General features: G+C 34.3%; 17 protein-coding genes and 1 pseudogene. 12 read left to right on the top strand and 6 right to left on the bottom strand.

The annotated features are described in order from the left end of the window. Positions 1-32 precede the first annotated feature (32 nt). From OXQ85_RS00895 to OXQ85_RS00875, 5 genes are all read left to right on the top strand, one after another. Complete coding sequence (locus tag OXQ85_RS00895; RefSeq protein ID WP_267401768.1) at positions 33-668, top strand: DUF4241 domain-containing protein; 636 nt, start codon at positions 33-35, stop codon at positions 666-668. 87 nt (positions 669-755) lie between these two features. Beyond that, on the top strand, positions 756-1,643 hold the full coding sequence (locus OXQ85_RS00890; protein ID WP_267401766.1) for a ribokinase: 888 nt from the start codon (positions 756-758) through the stop codon (positions 1,641-1,643). An 89-nt stretch (positions 1,644-1,732) separates the two neighbouring features. Beyond that, positions 1,733-2,578 (top strand): alpha/beta hydrolase, encoded by an 846-nt coding sequence (locus OXQ85_RS00885; protein ID WP_267401764.1) that lies wholly within the window; start codon positions 1,733-1,735, stop codon positions 2,576-2,578. Continuing rightward, a complete protein-coding gene (locus tag OXQ85_RS00880) occupies positions 2,575-3,219 on the top strand; it encodes an HD domain-containing protein (protein ID WP_267401762.1) in 645 nt (214 codons plus the stop codon). The genes OXQ85_RS00885 and OXQ85_RS00880 overlap by 4 nt, the downstream gene beginning before the upstream one ends. Before the next feature lie 34 nt (positions 3,220-3,253). Then, a complete protein-coding gene (locus OXQ85_RS00875) occupies positions 3,254-3,847 on the top strand; it encodes a hypothetical protein (RefSeq protein ID WP_267401760.1) in 594 nt (197 codons plus the stop codon). A 70-nt stretch (positions 3,848-3,917) separates the two neighbouring features. Here OXQ85_RS00875 and OXQ85_RS00870 read toward each other — a convergent pair whose 3' ends face one another. The 5 genes from OXQ85_RS00870 to OXQ85_RS00850 form a co-directional block, all read right to left on the bottom strand. Further along, a complete protein-coding gene (locus OXQ85_RS00870; RefSeq protein ID WP_267401758.1) occupies positions 3,918-4,148 on the bottom strand; it encodes a hypothetical protein in 231 nt (76 codons plus the stop codon). A 191-nt stretch (positions 4,149-4,339) separates the two neighbouring features. Continuing rightward, the gene (locus tag OXQ85_RS00865) at positions 4,340-5,230 is read right to left on the bottom strand and encodes a DUF72 domain-containing protein (RefSeq protein WP_267401757.1); all 891 of its coding nucleotides are present in this window, start codon (positions 5,228-5,230) and stop codon (positions 4,340-4,342) included. A gap of 116 nt (positions 5,231-5,346) precedes the next feature. Next, on the bottom strand, positions 5,347-7,002 hold the full coding sequence (locus OXQ85_RS00860) for a ribonucleoside-diphosphate reductase subunit alpha (RefSeq protein WP_267401755.1): 1,656 nt from the start codon (positions 7,000-7,002) through the stop codon (positions 5,347-5,349). Positions 7,003-7,059: 57 nt separating this feature from the next. Next, positions 7,060-7,347: a hypothetical protein gene (locus tag OXQ85_RS00855; protein ID WP_267401754.1), complete on the bottom strand. Its 288-nt coding sequence runs from the start codon at positions 7,345-7,347 to the stop codon at positions 7,060-7,062. 147 nt (positions 7,348-7,494) lie between these two features. Beyond that, positions 7,495-8,469 (bottom strand): ribonucleotide-diphosphate reductase subunit beta, encoded by a 975-nt coding sequence (locus tag OXQ85_RS00850; protein ID WP_267401752.1) that lies wholly within the window; start codon positions 8,467-8,469, stop codon positions 7,495-7,497. Positions 8,470-8,896: 427 nt separating this feature from the next. On the opposite strand from OXQ85_RS00850, the gene OXQ85_RS00845 reads away from it, so the two are divergent. The 7 genes and pseudogenes from OXQ85_RS00845 (at position 8,897) to bla (ending at position 16,633) form a co-directional block, all read left to right on the top strand. Continuing rightward, positions 8,897-9,586: an ABC transporter ATP-binding protein gene (locus tag OXQ85_RS00845; protein ID WP_267401750.1), complete on the top strand. Its 690-nt coding sequence runs from the start codon at positions 8,897-8,899 to the stop codon at positions 9,584-9,586. Positions 9,587-9,693: 107 nt separating this feature from the next. Next, complete coding sequence (locus OXQ85_RS00840) at positions 9,694-10,044, top strand: four helix bundle protein (RefSeq protein WP_267401749.1); 351 nt, start codon at positions 9,694-9,696, stop codon at positions 10,042-10,044. A 141-nt stretch (positions 10,045-10,185) separates the two neighbouring features. After that, positions 10,186-11,415 carry an ABC transporter permease gene (locus tag OXQ85_RS00835; RefSeq protein ID WP_267401746.1) on the top strand — a complete coding sequence of 410 codons (1,230 nt, stop codon included), beginning with the start codon at positions 10,186-10,188 and terminating at the stop codon, positions 11,413-11,415. Between the two features lie 113 nt (positions 11,416-11,528). Further along, positions 11,529-12,800 (top strand): ABC transporter permease, encoded by a 1,272-nt coding sequence (locus OXQ85_RS00830; protein WP_267401744.1) that lies wholly within the window; start codon positions 11,529-11,531, stop codon positions 12,798-12,800. Between the two features lie 91 nt (positions 12,801-12,891). Next, positions 12,892-14,088, top strand: coding sequence for an efflux RND transporter periplasmic adaptor subunit (locus tag OXQ85_RS00825; protein ID WP_267401742.1), 1,197 nt, complete (start codon positions 12,892-12,894; stop codon positions 14,086-14,088). Positions 14,089-14,284: 196 nt separating this feature from the next. Beyond that, the gene (locus OXQ85_RS00820; RefSeq protein WP_267401740.1) at positions 14,285-15,805 is read left to right on the top strand and encodes a glycosyltransferase family 39 protein; all 1,521 of its coding nucleotides are present in this window, start codon (positions 14,285-14,287) and stop codon (positions 15,803-15,805) included. A 72-nt stretch (positions 15,806-15,877) separates the two neighbouring features. Continuing rightward, positions 15,878-16,633: pseudogene (gene bla / locus OXQ85_RS00815) on the top strand (subclass B1 metallo-beta-lactamase). Between the two features lie 269 nt (positions 16,634-16,902). Here the strand turns inward: bla and OXQ85_RS00805 are convergent. Beyond that, the gene (locus OXQ85_RS00805) at positions 16,903-17,277 is read right to left on the bottom strand and encodes a transcriptional repressor (protein WP_267401735.1); all 375 of its coding nucleotides are present in this window, start codon (positions 17,275-17,277) and stop codon (positions 16,903-16,905) included. Positions 17,278-17,326 lie beyond the last annotated feature (49 nt).

Below are 17,326 nucleotides of genomic sequence, written 5' to 3'. Positions count from 1 at the left end.
AGCCTTAGTCTTAATCTTAGCCTAAAATTAGAATGAAACATATAGAAAACATACAAAAACTATTCTCAAAAAACTTCGTAGAAAGTCCATTATTGGAAAGCTTTGAAGTTGGGAAGATTTACCTTTCAAGTGGGAAATTGGTGGCTTGCGATCCTGTGATTACAAGTGATATGCAGCCTTTTTCCACAGAATTTCCTAAAGGAGATTTTTCTGTTTTATTACACAAAGAAAAGGATAGTAATTGTGTAGCATATGCCGAAATTATTTTCAGTAATGCGGAGATTGCAGAATGGAAATTAGCAACCACTGCCGGACAGAATGTAAAGGAATTGGCAGAAGGAGAAGTGTTCGGATATCCTGTGGAAAGCGGGATGGGATGCTTTATGGACGTTGATACTCAGAATAGCCTGAATGATTTAGAACAAAAATTATACAAAAGCAAAGGAGTTGATTTTATGGGAATTTATGAAGAATTTTTCCATGAACATTTCTTTGATGAAAAAGGAGCGATAGATCAGTATGCATTTTTAAAACCCTCAGAAACGCATCCTGGAACTATTTTTGCCTTTGAAACGGGATATGGCGAAGGTTTTTATGCAAGTTATATTGCGTATGATAAAAATAATTCACCTATTAAGATTGTAACTGAATTTATAGAAATTAGTTAATTAAAGTTAATTCTTTTTGAAACTATATTTCGTTTTTTATATTTATACACAAACACAGAAAAATAATTTAAAACTAATAGTAAGGAAATGAAATTCTCTTCAGAACAACCCAAAATCATCGTTATAGGCAGTTGCTCTATCGATTTGGTTTTGGAAACCGAAAAACTTCCCTCAGCAAACGAAACGGTTTTGTCTTACAATTCAGACAGCTATTTTGGAGGAAAAGGAGCCAATCAGGCTGTAGGAGCTGCAAGATTAGGAGCCAGTGTATATTTCATCGGTTGCGTTGGTATGGATCCTTTGGGACAGCAGATCATGCGAAACATGGTGAGTGAAAACGTAAACGTAGGATTTGTTTATGAAACCGACAAAGACTCTACAGGAACGGCTTATGTTACTACTTCCGGTGGTGATGCTGCTATTGTTGTAGTGCCGGCAGCTAATCAATATTTAACCAAAGATCACGTAGAAGCTGCGGATAAATATTTTCACACAGTAGATTTGGTTTTAGTGCAATTGGAGGCGCCGATGGATGTTGTAGAATATGCCGTTAAAAAGACTAAAAGATTTGGCAAAAAAATCGGACTGTATGCTTCTCCGGGAGCAAAGTTAAGCGAATATGTGCTTGAAAATGTAGATTTTATTATTGCTAAAAGTAGCGAATTGCACATTATTTTCGGTGAAGAACAAAGAGAAGAGGTTCTTAAAAAATATTTCAACAAAGTTTTCTTGCGTGATGATACCAATGCTACGATTTATTTTGATGGAACAGAAATGAAATATTTCCGAAATGATGGTGATAAAACGGTTCACAAGATGGGAATGGGGGATGCCTTTACGTCTGGTTTTGCAGTCGCATTATGTCACCAAAATTCTATTGAAGAATGTGTGAAATTCGGGAACGAAGTTTCATCTAGAGTTGCTGAGAAAAAAGGTTCTCAAACGGGACTTCCGAGAGTTTCAGATTTCTTTTAAGCTATTTGCTACATATCGAAAGTTGTAAACTTAATATAAAATACAAAGTAAAATTTCCACTTTTATAGTGGATTTTTTCTTTTTATAATATGGAAAAACTAATTCTTTCTACTGAAGATCAGATTTTACTCACGGCACACATTTTTAGGCCTGAAAAAAGCAATCAGAAAATTTTGCTGATTAATTCGGCAACGGGTGTGAAGCAACAAATTTATTTTTCTTTTGCTCAATATTTTGCCGATCAAGGATTTACTGTTCTTACTTATGATTACCGCGGAATTGGGCTTTCAAAGCCAAAAAATATGAAGGGTTTTAAGGCTTCGATGCGAATTTGGGGCTCGAAAGATTATAAAGCTTTAACAGATTATATCAAGATTCATTTTAATGAGTATCAAAAATATTGTGTAGGTCATTCTGTGGGCGCACTGATTTTAGGAATGAATAAAGATTCTGAGATATTTGATGAATTGATTTTTGCAGGAACTCAAAATGCATTTGTCGGAAATTTAAAATTCAGAACAAAAGTTGAAGCCTATCTCGGTTTCGGAATTGCTCAACCTTTAACTACCGCATTGCTAGGGTATTTCCCCGGAAATTGGTTTGGGCTTGGAGAAAGTCTTCCGAAAAATTGCGCATATGACTGGAGAACCTTAATTTTAAACAAGAAATCAACCAACAGTCTGTTGGAGAAAATTGATGATTATTCTAAAAATTTAACGCAGAAAGTTTTCGTCATTCGGGCTGAAGATGATGTTTGGTTAACGGAAAAAGGAGTGAAAAGTTTGTTGAATGATACTTATCCTAATCTTAAACCTACTTATCGATTGATAAAAACTTCGGAATCTGAGAAAGGTGAAATCGGACATGTGAATTTTTTTAGAAGTTATAATAAAAAGCTTTGGAGTATTATTTTAAATGAATTGAAAGATCAATGAAAAGTATAATTGAAAACACGGTAAATTTTGTAAAAGAGAAGTTGGAAGGTGCAGAAGCAGGACACGATTGGTTTCACATTGAAAGAGTTTGGAAATTGTCGAAAAAAATTGCGGCAACCGAAAAATGCAACGAAGAGGTTGTAGAATTGGCAGCTTTGCTTCATGATATTGCCGATCCGAAATTTCACAATGGTGATGAAACGATTGCATTAACAGTTTCCAGAGAGTTTTTAGAAGGTCAGAATGTACCGGAAAATGTTATCGAGCAGGTTTTGTATGTCATCAAAAATATTTCGTTTAAAAATAGAGGAGAAGCGCCTTTGAATCCACCCATTGAACTTCAAATTGTTCAGGATGCCGATCGAATTGATGCCATTGGTGCGATTGGAATTGCAAGAACTTTCAATTTTGGAGGATTTAAAAATAATCTGATGTATGATCCTTTTATCGAGCCCAAACTGAATATGTCTAAAGAAGAATACAAAAAATCGAACGGAACAACAATCAATCATTTTTATGAAAAACTGTTGCTGCTAAAAGATTTAATGAATACTGTGGAAGGAAAAAAATTAGCCGAAGAAAGACATCAATATATGCTGAATTTCCTCGACCAGTTTTATAAAGAATGGAATGTGGACTAATCTGGCATTCCCGAAATCTGTATCTTTGTAAAATATGACATTCATTATTTTCATCATATTTTGGGCATCTGTCCTTTCCTTGATTTTATCAAAAGTAAAATCAGGAAATGCGGCAAAATGGGCAAAATTATTTCGCGTATTGACGCTGGTCTTCGCAATTTCTGTGTTTACTTATTGGTTTATTAAGAAAAGCGCAGTGGGGATTGTGAAAAATTCCGTGGCCTTGCAAGTCGTTAATAAACTTCCACAGCCATTAGATTTTTACGTAATCAATCAAAGTGATGTAGATAATAATGGAATTTTAGATACCAAGCACATCGGAAAAATTCGTCCAGAATATTACAGAATAGAATATTTGAAAATGGATAAGTCTGATGAATATTGGATTGTGGGATATTTAGGAAAGAAAAATCTGGTGTACTTTTCTCAGCATTCGGTTCCGAATAAAAATATTGATCAGATTATTGAGGTTCAGAATTATATCAATCAGAGTATGAGGCTTTCAGATAAGGCTAAAAAACAGATTGAAGCGTATAATTATGAGAATATTAAAGAAGGAATTTGGGTTTCCCTGGATTTTCTTTTGCTGTTCTTAAATTTAGTTTTACTGATAAGAACAAAGAAGTAAATTGTTAAGTTGAGATTGGAATAAGTGGAAGTAGGGATTTTGTGTTTTAATGAATAATGTTTCAGTTTTGTTAAGGATAGTCTAAAATTAACATTATTCTTTCTTTACACGATTCCGGACATTTTTTTATCAGTTTATCCTTATTATGTTTGCTTATCTGTTTTGGCTTCAGCCATTCTGTAACATCGCAGCTTAGGCTGTTGTAATCAAAAACTCGCTTGATGCTATTGTCTTCATAAAAAATGTAAGTGTCACCAAGCCAACTGTCGGAAATGCTAATTTCACAAATTTTATTTTCCATAACTTTTTTGTTTTATGGTTTAATATTCTATATAACTGTCTATACTAAATTTACATAAGTTTTTTCAAAAAAATAGCAATCAAAAAAAATTCATCTCTTCGAAAAGAAAAGATGAATTCTGTTTATTTAATATTGATTTTCTATTCGATTTTATAGTGAATATTTATATCGAATGAAAATATTTAAGTAGGTTAAAATAATGTTCCGTTGGTTTCTGTAGCCATTTTAGGGATTTGAAGGTCAGTTTTCCATTCTTTATTCATTTTTTCAATAAAATAGGCTGAAAGTAATGGTGATGCTTTTTCCACATTTTGATGAACAAAGAAATATAGATTTTGAAGTCCTTCTTTTTTCCATTTTGTTAAATGATTCATCCAGTCATCCAATCTTGCATAATCACTTTCTGCGTTGGCTCCCACATAACGGATAAATGCGTTGGGAGTCGTTAATCTCATATGAAGCATATCTCTTCTTCCTGCAGTATCAACAATAATATTGGTGATATTATGAGCTTCAAAAAGATCACAAGTTGTGTTTAAGATTTCTTCATCTGTAAACCATTCCGTATTTCTCAGTTCAATGGCTAACGGAACTTCTTTAGGCCATTCTTTCACGAATTTTTCTAATCTGTCGTAATCTTTTGGTTTAAAATTATCATGAAGTTGAAGGAAAACCATTCCTAATTTTTCATCAAAATTTAAAACTGATGTTGCAAATTGAGTCACCGGATCCGTCACATCAATCAATCTTCTGAAATGTGAAACCGTGTTGGTAATCTTCGGAAAAAATTTGAAATCTGCCGGAGTTTTTTCTTTCCAGGTTTGTACCTGTTCCGGACTTGGCATTCCGTAGAAAGTAGCGTTCAGTTCTATAGAATTAAACTGAGTGGCATAATAGGTTAATTCATCTTTTGTTCCTTTCGGATAAAATCCTTTAAGATCTGTTTTATTCCATTTTGCACATCCGATAGAAATATTTTCTAATCCTTTTTTATTTTGATTTAAAATTTCCTTTGTTTTAGAATGGTCTTTTGGTAATGTAAAATCTATTTCTGAAGGATCTTCTACTTGTCCGAATTTCATATCTGCTTTCTTTTTGTGATTAAACTATGTAAACAAAGATAAAACAATCCGAAGAAATAAAAAAGCACGCTTTTCGGCGTGCTTCGTAATATATAAATGTTTATTATTTGCTGATCTTAAGCTTCACAAGCTGAGCAGGTAACGAAATTTACCATCATCTCTTTAGAAACAGAAGAACTTCTTTGGTAATACAAAGTTTTTACACCTTTTTTCCAAGCTTCGATATAAAGATAGTTTACGTCTTTTACCGGCATTGTAGAAGGAATTTGTAAGTTCAGCGACTGTGCCTGATCGATGTATTGCTGTCTTTGCGCTGCCTGAGAAATAATCTCCATTGGAGAAATTTCTTTGAACGTTTTGAATACTGCTTTTTCTTCGTCAGTTAATTCTTTCAAATGCTGAACAGATCCGTGATTCAACATGATGGTTCTCCAGGTTTCTTCGTTGTCGATGCCTTTTTCTTCCAACAATTTTGCTAAATACTTGTTTTTACGCATAAAGTTTCCTTTTGCCAAACCAGCTTTATAATAGTTAGAAGCAAACGGCTCGATTCCTGGAGAAGTTTGACCTAAAATTGCAGAACTAGAAGTGGTAGGAGCGATTGCCATTGTCGTGGTATTTCTCAATCCGTAACCTTTCAATAATTCAGGCTCTCCGTAGATGTTTGCCAATTCTCTTGAAGCTTGTTCTGCCTGTTCTTTGATATGTCTGAAAGCTCTGGCATTGAATTGAGTTGCCTCAAAACTTTCAAACGGAATCATATTTTTCTGTAAATAAGAATGATATCCTAAAACTCCTAAACCAAGTGCTCTGTGACGCATTGCGAAGTTTCTAGCTCCCTGAAGATAATAGTTTCCTTCTGTTTTTTCGATAAACTCAGTTAAAACTGCATCTAGGAAATATACAGCCAATTGTACAGCATTTGTATCTTTCCACTCATCATATAATTCTAAGTTCATTGACGATAAACAGCAGATGAAAGATTCTTCTCTTGTGGAAGGAAGCATGATTTCAGAACAAAGGTTACTTGCATTAACAGGCATTCCTAAGTCTTTGTAAACCTGTGGTTTGTTTCTGTTTACGTTATCGGTAAAGAAAATATATGGTAACCCTTTTTGCTGACGGCTTTCCAATACTCTTGCCCAGATTTTACGCTTATCCATGTCACCATCGATCATATCCTGCATCCAGTAATCAGGAACGCAAATTCCTGTAAACAGATTTTGGATCGGGCTTCCGATATCTTTAATTGATAAAAATTCTTCAATATCTCCGTGATCGATATCCAAATAAGCGGCAAAAGCACCTCTTCTTACGCCACCTTGAGAAACAACATCCATTGCGGTGTCGAATAATTTCATGAAAGAAACAGCACCAGAAGATTTTCCGTTGTCTGTAACGGCAGTTCCTCTGTTACGAAGCTCTCCGAAATATCCTGAAGTTCCCCCGCCAATTTTCGTCTGCATGATCACCTCACCCATTTTGTGAGTAATACCTTCAATGCTGTCCGGAATGTGAACGTTGAAACAAGAGATTGGAAGACCTCTCTGCGTTCCCATATTTGCCCAAACAGGAGATGAGAAACTGATCCATCCTTTGGTGATCATTTCTTTGAAAGCAGGCTGAAGCTCAGGTTTGTATAGTTTTTTGGCAGCTGCCGTAGTAATTCTGTCGATTGCTCCTTCTACAGTTTCACCTTTCAGCAAATATCCTCTGTTTAGCATTTGCTCAGATTCTTCATTGAGCCACCAAATATTGTTATTTTCGTCCATTGCAATTATATTTTCGAATTCCGAAGCAGTGTTTATACTCCGGAATTTTGTTGTTTTTTATATTGATTGTAAAATTTCTACTTTGTGCGAATCATTCAATCCGCTTTCATCTCTTAATTTTTGAAATTCTTTAAAAGACGGAACATTCAAAACCTCATGCTGAACCTCTTCATTATTATAATTAGAATAATGTACAAACGTAACACCGTCTTCTTTTACATATACCTTATATTCAAATGTTTCCTGATCAAGATTTTTAAAATCACTTAAAAACTTTTGAATATTGGCTTTGTTTTCTGAAACAAAGCCAGGTTTTACGGTGTAGGTTACAATTACATTAATCATATTTTGTGTTTGGTTTTTATTATTAAATGTATCATTCTGAGCTTGTCGGAGAATCTTTTTTATAAATGCTTCGACAGGCTCAGCATGACATTGCGAATACTAACTGCTTTGACGCTCGCTTCGCTCGCGCTTTTTCCAATTTAAAATTTAGAAAAGATCGTTCGCCGTAATACTCTTATCGTGCTTCGTATAATCTACAGGTCTTTTAGCAAAGAAATCATCCATAGAATTGGCAAAAACTTCTTCCTCGAACCACATCAAAGGACGATATTGCTCAGGAGAAATATTATAACGCGGAGCCATGTTTATTTTCTTTAAACTGTCGTCCACACGGTATTTCATAAAGTTGATTAAATCTAATTTTGAGAATTTATCAAGCTCACCCAATTCAAAGATCCAGTCAAGGATTTCACCTTCCAGTTCTACCGACTGATCTACCAAAGTATAGATGTCTTCAATGTCAGAATCTGTTAAAAGGTTAGGTTGCTCTTCACGAATTTTGTTGATTAAATAAATTCCTCCGTTGGCGTGAATTTGCTCATCTACCGAAGTCCAAGCGATAATATTAGAAACATTTTTCATGTAACCTTTAAATCTTGTAAATGAAAGGATGATTGCAAACTGAGAAAACAAAGACACATTTTCGATAAGAATACTGAATAATAAAAGAGATGAAACATACTCTTTAGGAGTTGAAGAATTGGCATGTTTTAAAACATTAGACAAAAATTCAATTCTTTTCTTTAAAGCAGGAACTTCTACAACATTCGTAAACTCTTCGTTGTATCCCAACACCTCAAGCAAACGAGAATAAGCCTCCGAGTGACGGAATTCACATTCTGCAAAAGTAGATCCCAAACCGTTTAGTTCCGGCTTCGGAAGGTGGTTGTAAAGATTTCCCCAGAAAGATTTTACAGAAACCTCGATTTGTGCGATTGCTAAAAGTGCGTTTTTCACCGCATTTTTTTCATGTGGTTCCAACTGCGAATGAAAATCCTGAACATCTGCAGTAAAATCCACTTCAGAATGTACCCAAAATGATTTGTTGATAGCTTCTACAAATTGAAGAACCTCAGGATATTCAAATGGTTTGTAACTTACTCTTTTATCAAAAATTCCCATATTAAAATGTCTTTAAAATTAAAATAATTAGATCACTGTGGATAAAGTGCAAAAAATATTCAACAACTTGATTTTTTGTGATTTACTGGTGTAAATTTTTCACATAGTAAGTGTTTTTATTTCTTGTGCCGTGCGAAGCACAAAGGTCGAAAAAAAGAACTGTATTTGAAAGAGCTAAAGAGTAATTGATTGACTTTTAATCGCAAAAGTTTTCCACATTTACATAAAACCTGCATAGGTATTGGCTTATCCACGAATATGTGTGGAAAATAAAGGGAATTGTAAAGTTACAATTAAACACTTTTTTATAATTTGCTTTAAATAAAGGTTTAATGAGTTAAACAATAAAAATATTCAATAAATTTTTAATCTTGTAACAAATCGAAAATATCATCTACTTATTAGCTATAAAAACATACATCACTTAATGTTAGTAATTCAGGATTTACATAAATCATACGATACGGGAAAAAGTAAGTTGCACGTTCTCAAGGGTATTAATCTTAATATTTCTGAAGGCGAGTTTGTTTCTATTATGGGAAGCTCGGGATCGGGAAAATCTACCCTTTTGAATATTATCGGAATTCTTGATGAAAAAGATTCCGGGACTTATGAATTGGATGGCGTTCCTATCGAACATTTATCAGAAGTAAAAGCTGCGGAATACAGGAGTAAATTTTTAGGATTTATTTTTCAGTCATTTAATTTGATTGGATATAAAACGGCGTTGGATAATGTCGCTCTTCCTTTATATTATCAAAATGTTCCCAGAAAAGAGCGTAACCAAAAAGCGATGGAATATCTTGAAAAAGTAGGTCTGGCGCAATGGGCGACTCACCTTCCGAACGAACTTTCCGGAGGACAAAAGCAAAGAGTGGCGATTGCAAGAGCGCTAATTACCGATCCTAAAGTTGTTTTGGCGGATGAACCTACGGGAGCATTGGATTCTAAAACAACACATGATATCATGAAACTTCTTCAGGAAATTAATAATGAAGGAAAAACAATCATTGTAGTAACTCACGAACCTGATGTGGCAGCGCAAACAAAACGAAATGTTGTTCTTCGCGACGGAATCATCGAAAGCGATGAGTTTATAAAACAGATTGTTTTATAGGTGAATTGTGAATGGTCAATTTTGCTTTGCAGGTGAATTTTGTGAGCGTTTAAAAAATCGACATTTACCATAAATCAAAAACACAAAACAAATGAAAAAAAATAAAAATGTTTTTAAATCTGAACCATTATAATTTAGATGTTTATAAATCAGCAAAAGAGTTGAGAAGTGAATGTTATAAAAATTTATCAAAGCTTCCAGATGCTGAAAGATTTAATTTGACGGATCAAATAAGAAGAGCATCAACTTCTGTAGTATTAAATATTACTGAAGGTTGTTCCAGAAAATCTGAAGTAGAAAGAAAAAGATATTTTGAAATAGCAAGGGGTTCAGTGATTGAGTTAGACTCATGTTTTGATATAATCATTGAATGTAATTATATTGAAAAAGAGAATTTAAATAAAGTAGGAAATTTAATAAAGACCACATTTATTTTATTAAGTGGAATGTTGAAATAGTCAATTTTAAAAAGGTGAATTGTGAATGGTCAATTTTGCCTTACAAGTGAATTTTATAGGCGCTTAAAAATTGACAATTGATTCGGAGAAATTGACAATTTATATTAATTGACTTTTTTACAAAGTAAAAAAATAAAAACTATGTTTGACCTAGATCGTTGGCAGGAAATATTCAGTTCTATTCGCAGTAATGTATTACGAACGGTACTTTCGGGTTTTACCGTGGCTTTGGGGTTATTTATTTTCATTGTCCTTTTCGGAATTGGGAAAGGTCTTCAGAATGCTTTTACGGAAGGTTTCGCGAGAGATGCCCAAAACCTGATTTCCATTTTTACAGGAAAAACAACCATTGCGTATGGTGGTTTGCAGTCTGATAGAGTAGTGACGATGAATAATGATGACTATGATTTCCTGATCAATACAGATAAAGAAAAAGTAGGGCAGGCGACACCGAGATACCAATCGAGTTTATTGGTGAAATACGGAAAGGAAAGCGGTACTTATTCTGTAAACGGATCTGAACCAGGTGAAAAATATATCGAAAACAGAAAAATTCTTGAAGGAAGATATCTTACGCCTACCGATTTGGAAAGAAAACAGAATGTTGCGGTGATCGGGAGAATGGTTCAGCGAGATTTAATTAAAAACGGAAGCCCTGTTGGTAAAGATTTAGATATCAACGGAACCATGTTCAAAGTGGTTGGTGTGTTCTCCGACGACGGCGGCGACTGGGATGAAAGACATATCTCTGTTCCGATTACCACTTTGCAACAGATGAAAAAGGGGTCTGATACGGTAAGCACGGTTTATATTGCTTACAACGAAAAGCTGAGCCCACAGGAAGCCGTAAAATATGGTGATGAATTAAGAGATAAATTAAAAGCTAGAAAAAGTGTTTCTCCAGACGACGAAAACGGTGTGCGTGTTTGGAATAATGCTAAAAATATGGAAGATACCTTCATGTTTATGGCAGTTCTTACCGCAATTGTAACCTTCATCGGATTAGGAACTTTACTGGCAGGAATTATCGGGATCAGTAATATCATGGTGTATATCGTGAAAGAAAGAACCAAAGAAATCGGAGTTCGAAAAGCGATTGGAGCCAAACCAAGAAGTATTGTTGCCTTAATTGTTCAGGAAAGTGTGGTGATCACAGTAGTTTCAGGATTTGTAGGTGTTGGTGTTGGTGTTTTAGCTTTAAGCTTGATTGGAGACAGCCTTGAAGAATTTTTCATCAAAAATCCGAGTGTGGGTTGGGGAACGATCTTCGCGGCATTTATCGCTTTGGTATTTTCAGGATTGATTGCAGGATTTGTTCCTGCATACCGAGCATCGAAAATTAAACCAATTGAAGCATTGAGAACGGAATAAAAATGTGAATGGTGAATAGTGAATTTTGCTCCGCAAGTAAATTGTAAAAATTGACTACAAAGTAAATTGACTATTGATATTTCCTTTTATATTATAAAAAATTGACATTAAAAATGAACATCATATTTAAAAAAGATACGTGGCAGGAAATTTATTATTCGTTGAGGAATAATAAGCTTCGAACGTTCCTTACCATGATCGGGGTAGGTTGGGGTATGTTTTTGTATGTAAGTCTTTTGGGTGCCGCAAAAGGGATGGAGAATGGTTTTGATAAATTATTCTCGGGATTCGCCACGAATTCCATTTTCCTTTGGGCACAAAATACGGCGATTCCTTACGAAGGTTTTCCAAAAGGAAGAGATTTGCATCTTAATTTACCCGACATTCAGATGTTGAAAAATAAAATTCCGGAGATCGATTATATTTCGCCTCAAAATTCTCGTGGAAGTTTCACAGGAACACCGGGAGAATCAATGTCTAGAAACGGTAAAAACGCAACCTATTCTTTAACGGGAGATTATCCTGTAGGAAATAAAATTTCTGAAAAGAAGCTGATTTTCGGAAGATATATTAATGATGCCGATGTTTCAGGAAATAAAAATGTAGCCGTAATTGGGGAAGAGATTTATAAAAACTTTTTCGATTCTAAAAAGAATGAAAACCCGATTGGAAAATCAATTAACATCAAAGGGATTTTCTTTAATGTAATCGGAGTGTTCAGAATAAAAAAAGGCGGCGGTTTTGAGAATGATCAGACGGCTTTTATTCCGCTTTCTACGTATACGAAAATGTATAATGCGGGAGACCAGATTGATATGTTTGCCATCGTAAGTAAACCAAATGCTAACGTTAATGATGTTGAAGAAAAAGTAAAGCAGGCTTTAAAATCAAAAAATAAAGTTTCTCCTGAAGATACCAATGCTTTCGGAAGTTTCAACTTAGGAAAAGAGTTTAAAAAACTGACCGGTTTCCTTACCGGAATGCAGTTGTTAACCATTATTGTGGGAACTTTAACGATTTTAGCCGGGGTAATTGCTATTTCCAACATCCTTTTAATTACAGTAAAAGAAAGAACCAAGGAAATAGGGATCAGAAGGGCTTTGGGGGCTAAACCTTCTGAAGTTAGAAACCAAATTTTGCTGGAGAGCGTGGTGATTACGCTTTCCTCGGGAATATTAGGATTCATACTCGGAATATTTGTGCTTATTATTTTAAATATGGCAACCCAGGGTCAGGATTCGTTTCCGTTTTATAATCCGACGGTAAATTATGGAAATGTATTCGCAGCCATGTCGGTGATGGTATTTTTAGGATTAATCATCGGAATGATTCCGGCACAAAGAGCCGTAAAAATCCGACCAATCGAAGCATTAAGAACAGAATAATTTGAAAATAATTTAATTTGAAAATTTGATCATCAAAAACCAATCTTTGAGTTATTAAATCTTTCATTCAAAAAAAAAATAAACTATCTATATGAAAAAGAAATTCACTTGGAAAAAGGCCATTTATATTTTGCTGGGGCTTTTATTTGCAGTGGCATTGATCTCGGGAATCGGGTATTTAATAAAATCGAACTCCAAAGAGAACGAAGCTTTCCTTACCAGAAAACCAACCATTCAGAATATGGATGATAAAGTAATGGCGACAGGAAAAATTGTTCCAAAAGAAGAAATTGAGATTAAGCCAAATATTGCAGGAATTATCGATAAAATTTTGGTGGATGAAGGTGATAAAGTAGTTGCAGGACAGCTGATCGCAACCGTGAGAATTGTTCCGAATCTTGCAGATGTAAACAGTGCACAACAAAATGTGGATAACCAACAGCTTCAAATCGCGAATGCTAAACTGAATGTTGAAAACATGCGTAAGCAATTTGAAATGCAGGATAAACTGTACAAGCAGGGGGTTGCTTCAAAACAGGAGTTTTTGAATTCTCAGCAACAGCTATATTCTACACAGCAATCGCTTAAAAATGCTCAACAGGCTTTGGTGACGGCCCAAAAAACATTGCAGATCGCAAAAACGGGTTCTACACCAGAATTGCAAGGGTTGGCAACCACTCAGATTCGTTCAAAAGCTTCCGGTACAGTGCTTGAAGTTCCAGTGAAAGTAGGAAGTCAGGTAATTGAGGCGAACTCGTTCAACGCAGGAACAACGATTTGTTCGATTGCCGATTTAAATTCATTGATTTTCCAAGGAGAAATTGATGAAGCACAAGCGGGTAAATTAAAACAAGGTATGGATATGAGCATTGTGATTGGTGCTCTTCAAAATAAAACATTTCCAGGAAAACTGACGATGATCGCTCCGAAAGGAAAAGATACGAACGGAACAATTAAATTCCCGGTGGAAGGTGATGTGAACAATCCGAATAACGAATACATCAGAGCGGGTTTCTCTGCAAACGGTGAGATCGTTTTAAGTTCCCAGAAAAATGCATTGTTACTGGATGAATCTTTAGTTCAATACGAAAAGAAAAACGGAAAAGATGTTCCTTTCGTTGAGGTGAAGCAGGCTAACGGTAATTTCAAGAAAGCCTATATTAAATTAGGTGCGAGCGATGGAATCAACGTTCAGGTTCTTTCCGGAATTGACAAAAATTCTGAAGTTAAAGTTTGGAATCCTTCTGACAAAGACAAAGAAGAACTGAAAGCAAAAACAAAAAAATAATAAACTAACACTATAGTTTTAAACTGAGATCCTGAGAAATTATTTCTCAGGATTTTTTGTTTAGCGTTGAATTTATCATTCAGGACGAGACGGGGTGAAGGGAAGAAGCTGTGAATAATTTTGTATTAAAATGTATTCTGAAAAGTAATGAAATCACAGCCTGAAATGTCTTACTTTAAACTATTAAATTAATTCTATGAAAAATAATTACCTTATCCTTTTTCTTTTTGTTCTCGCGAAATTTATTTTGCAATATTCTTTGATAGGATCTGAATATGAGCTTCATCGCGATGAATATTTGCATTTAGATCAGGCAAATCATTTAGCGTGGGGATATTTATCAGTTCCGCCAGTAAATTCCTGGTTGGCTTTTATCGTGAAGATGTTAGGTAATTCTGTGTTTTGGGTGAAATTTTTTCCGGCGTTATTCGGTGCTTTAACGATTGTTGTTGTTTGGAAAATCGTTGAAGAATTAAAAGGTGACCTTTATGCTAAAATTTTGACTTCAACCGGAATTTTATTCTCTGTTTTACTTCGTGTTAATATGCTTTTTCAACCTACGTCTTTAGAAGTATTACTTTGGACGATGTTATATTATGTTTTAATTAAATATTTTAATTCAGAAAAAGTAAAATGGCTGTATACTGCCGCAATTATTTTCGGGATCGGATTCTTGAATAAATATAATATAGCTTTTGCGGTGTTGGGATTAATCCCTGGTTTGTTAGTGACAAAACAAAGAAAAATATTTCTTCAAAAGCATCTTTATTTTGCTCTGATTTTAGCTTTATTGATCGTTTTACCGAATATTTTATGGCAGTACCATAACCATTTTCCGGTCATTAAGCACATGAAAGAATTGTCGGAAAGACAATTGATAAATGTTGATCGTTTTGATTTTGTGAAATCACAGATTCTGTTTTTTATTGGAGTTCTTTTTGTAATTATTTCAGGATTCTATGCGTTAGTTTTTTATCAACCTTTCGAAAAAATTCGTTTTTTATTTTGGACTTATATTTTTACGATTGCAATATTTTTAGTTTTCAAAGCTAAAGATTATTATGCCATTGGTTTGTATCCTACGTATATCGCTGTCGGAGCTGTTTTTCTTGCTCATCTTTTTGAAAAAGGCTGGGTGAAAAAACTGGTACAACCAATAAGTATTTTGATTCCCATTTTGCTTTTTTTACCTCTATATCAGGTTGCTTTTCCGAATAAAAGTCCGCAATATATTGTAGATCACCCTGAAAATTATAAAAAATTGGGCTTGCTTCGTTGGGAAGATGGAAAAGATCATTCTTTGCCACAGGATTTCTCAGATATGCGCGGCTGGAAGGAGTTGGCTGAAAAAGTAGATAAAGAATATGAAGCATTGTCGAAATCCGGAAATACCATTGTGATTTGTGATAATTACGGGGAAGCGGGAGCGATTAACTATTATTCCCGCAAAGGAATAAGGGCGGTTTCTTTTAATGCAGATTATCTTAATTGGTTTAATTTATCAAAGTATTACAATAATGTTATTCGGGTAAAAGAAAATCCTGAAGATGAGCTTGAGCAAACCGGTAAAATCTTTCAAAGATCTAAAATTGCAGATTCTGTTACTGATCAATATGCTAGAGAAAAGGGTACTGTAATTTTCAGTTTTGAAGGTGCAAAAATAGATATCAGAAAAAGACTTCAAGAAGAAATTATTGAAGAAAAAGGCGGATATTAACAGATAATTAACTACGGTAGGATAATATTGAATGTTTGAAATTCTCTATTTTAGTAAAAATAAAAATTTGCTATGAAATCAATATCCAGATTCCTGTTTTTACTCTTGATTACCACTTTTGCTGTTTGCTATTCTCAAAAATCAGTGGCTGTAAAAAGTAAAATAGTATATAGTTCTGATGACCTAAAAATTATTCAGTTATCGGAGAATGTTTTTCAGCATATTTCCTATTTACAAACCGATTCTTTTGGTAAAGTTGAATGCAACGGAATGATCGCAAAAGATGGTAACGAAACCATTATTTTTGACACTCCAACCAATGATAAAAGCTCTGCAGAATTAATTTCGTTTATTAAAAACAATCTTCATTCAAAAATAAATGCGGTAATTCCCACACATTTTCACGAAGATTGTTTGGGTGGGTTGAAAGAATTTACTAAAAATAATATTCCTTCTTATTCAAATAATAAAACGATTGAGCTTGCTAAGAAAGCTGGAGTAAGTATTCCCAATCATGGCTTTGAAAATTCACAGGTTTTAAAAGTTGGAAATCAAAAAGTGTATATCCAATTTTTTGGTTAAGGGCATACTAAAGACAACGTGGTGGGATATTTCCCGAAAGAAAAAGCAATGTTTGGAGGTTGTTTAATTAAAGAAATGAATGCCACAAAAGGTTATCTTGGTGATGCTAATGTTAAAACCTGGTCAGCAACCGTTGAAAAAGTGAAAGCAAAATATCCGGATGCTAAAATAGTCATTCCTGGTCATGGTGAAATTGGCGGCGAAGAATTGCTGGATTATACCATCAAACTATTCAAGAATAACTAAGAACTCATTTAAAATTTTGATACAATATTTATTTTAGAATATCATGATCTTTTTTTAACGCAAAGATTTTATTGCTTTATACTGATTTTTAGAAGGTAAACGCAAATGAATTTGCTTCGCGAAGCTTGAAAATACAGCTTCATCTAATCAACTTGTTGATTCTTCTTTGCTCGCTATAATATACTTTGCTTTACATTAAAACTTTGCGTTAAAAATAAAAAATCCTTAGCAAAATTAATAAAGGCAATAGAAATAAAATTTAAACAGGTCTAGGAACATTCCGAACAATATCCGGAAATAAACCCATTGAAATTAACCGAACGATAACCTTCCGGTAATTTAACTTCAACTTCATTGGGTAAACATTCAATTTTTCCACAATTCAGGCATTTAAAGTGGAAATGATTATGCCGATGCTTTTTCTCGGAACAATTGACACAAAAAGCAAAATAATACTTTCCGTCGTCCCCTAAAATTTTGTGAACAATTCCGTCATCACAAAAACTATTAAGCACCCGATAAATAGTGGCGCGATCTACCGCTTCACCCAATTCTTTCTGTAAAATTTCCTGACTCACCACAGATTTAGACTTTTTTAAAGAATCTAAAATCAATTGCTTGGTCGGGGTATTTCTCTTTGCCATAGTACAAAGATAAAAATTATTATTGCGATTAAGTCGCATTAATGGAAAT

It is taken from the genome of Chryseobacterium sp. GM_Chr_2, assembly GCF_026540445.1.
Lineage (GTDB): Bacteria > Bacteroidota > Bacteroidia > Flavobacteriales > Weeksellaceae > Chryseobacterium.
The sequence above is the reverse complement of the archived record's forward strand: the minus strand, read 5'-3'. Positions and strand labels throughout refer to the sequence as shown.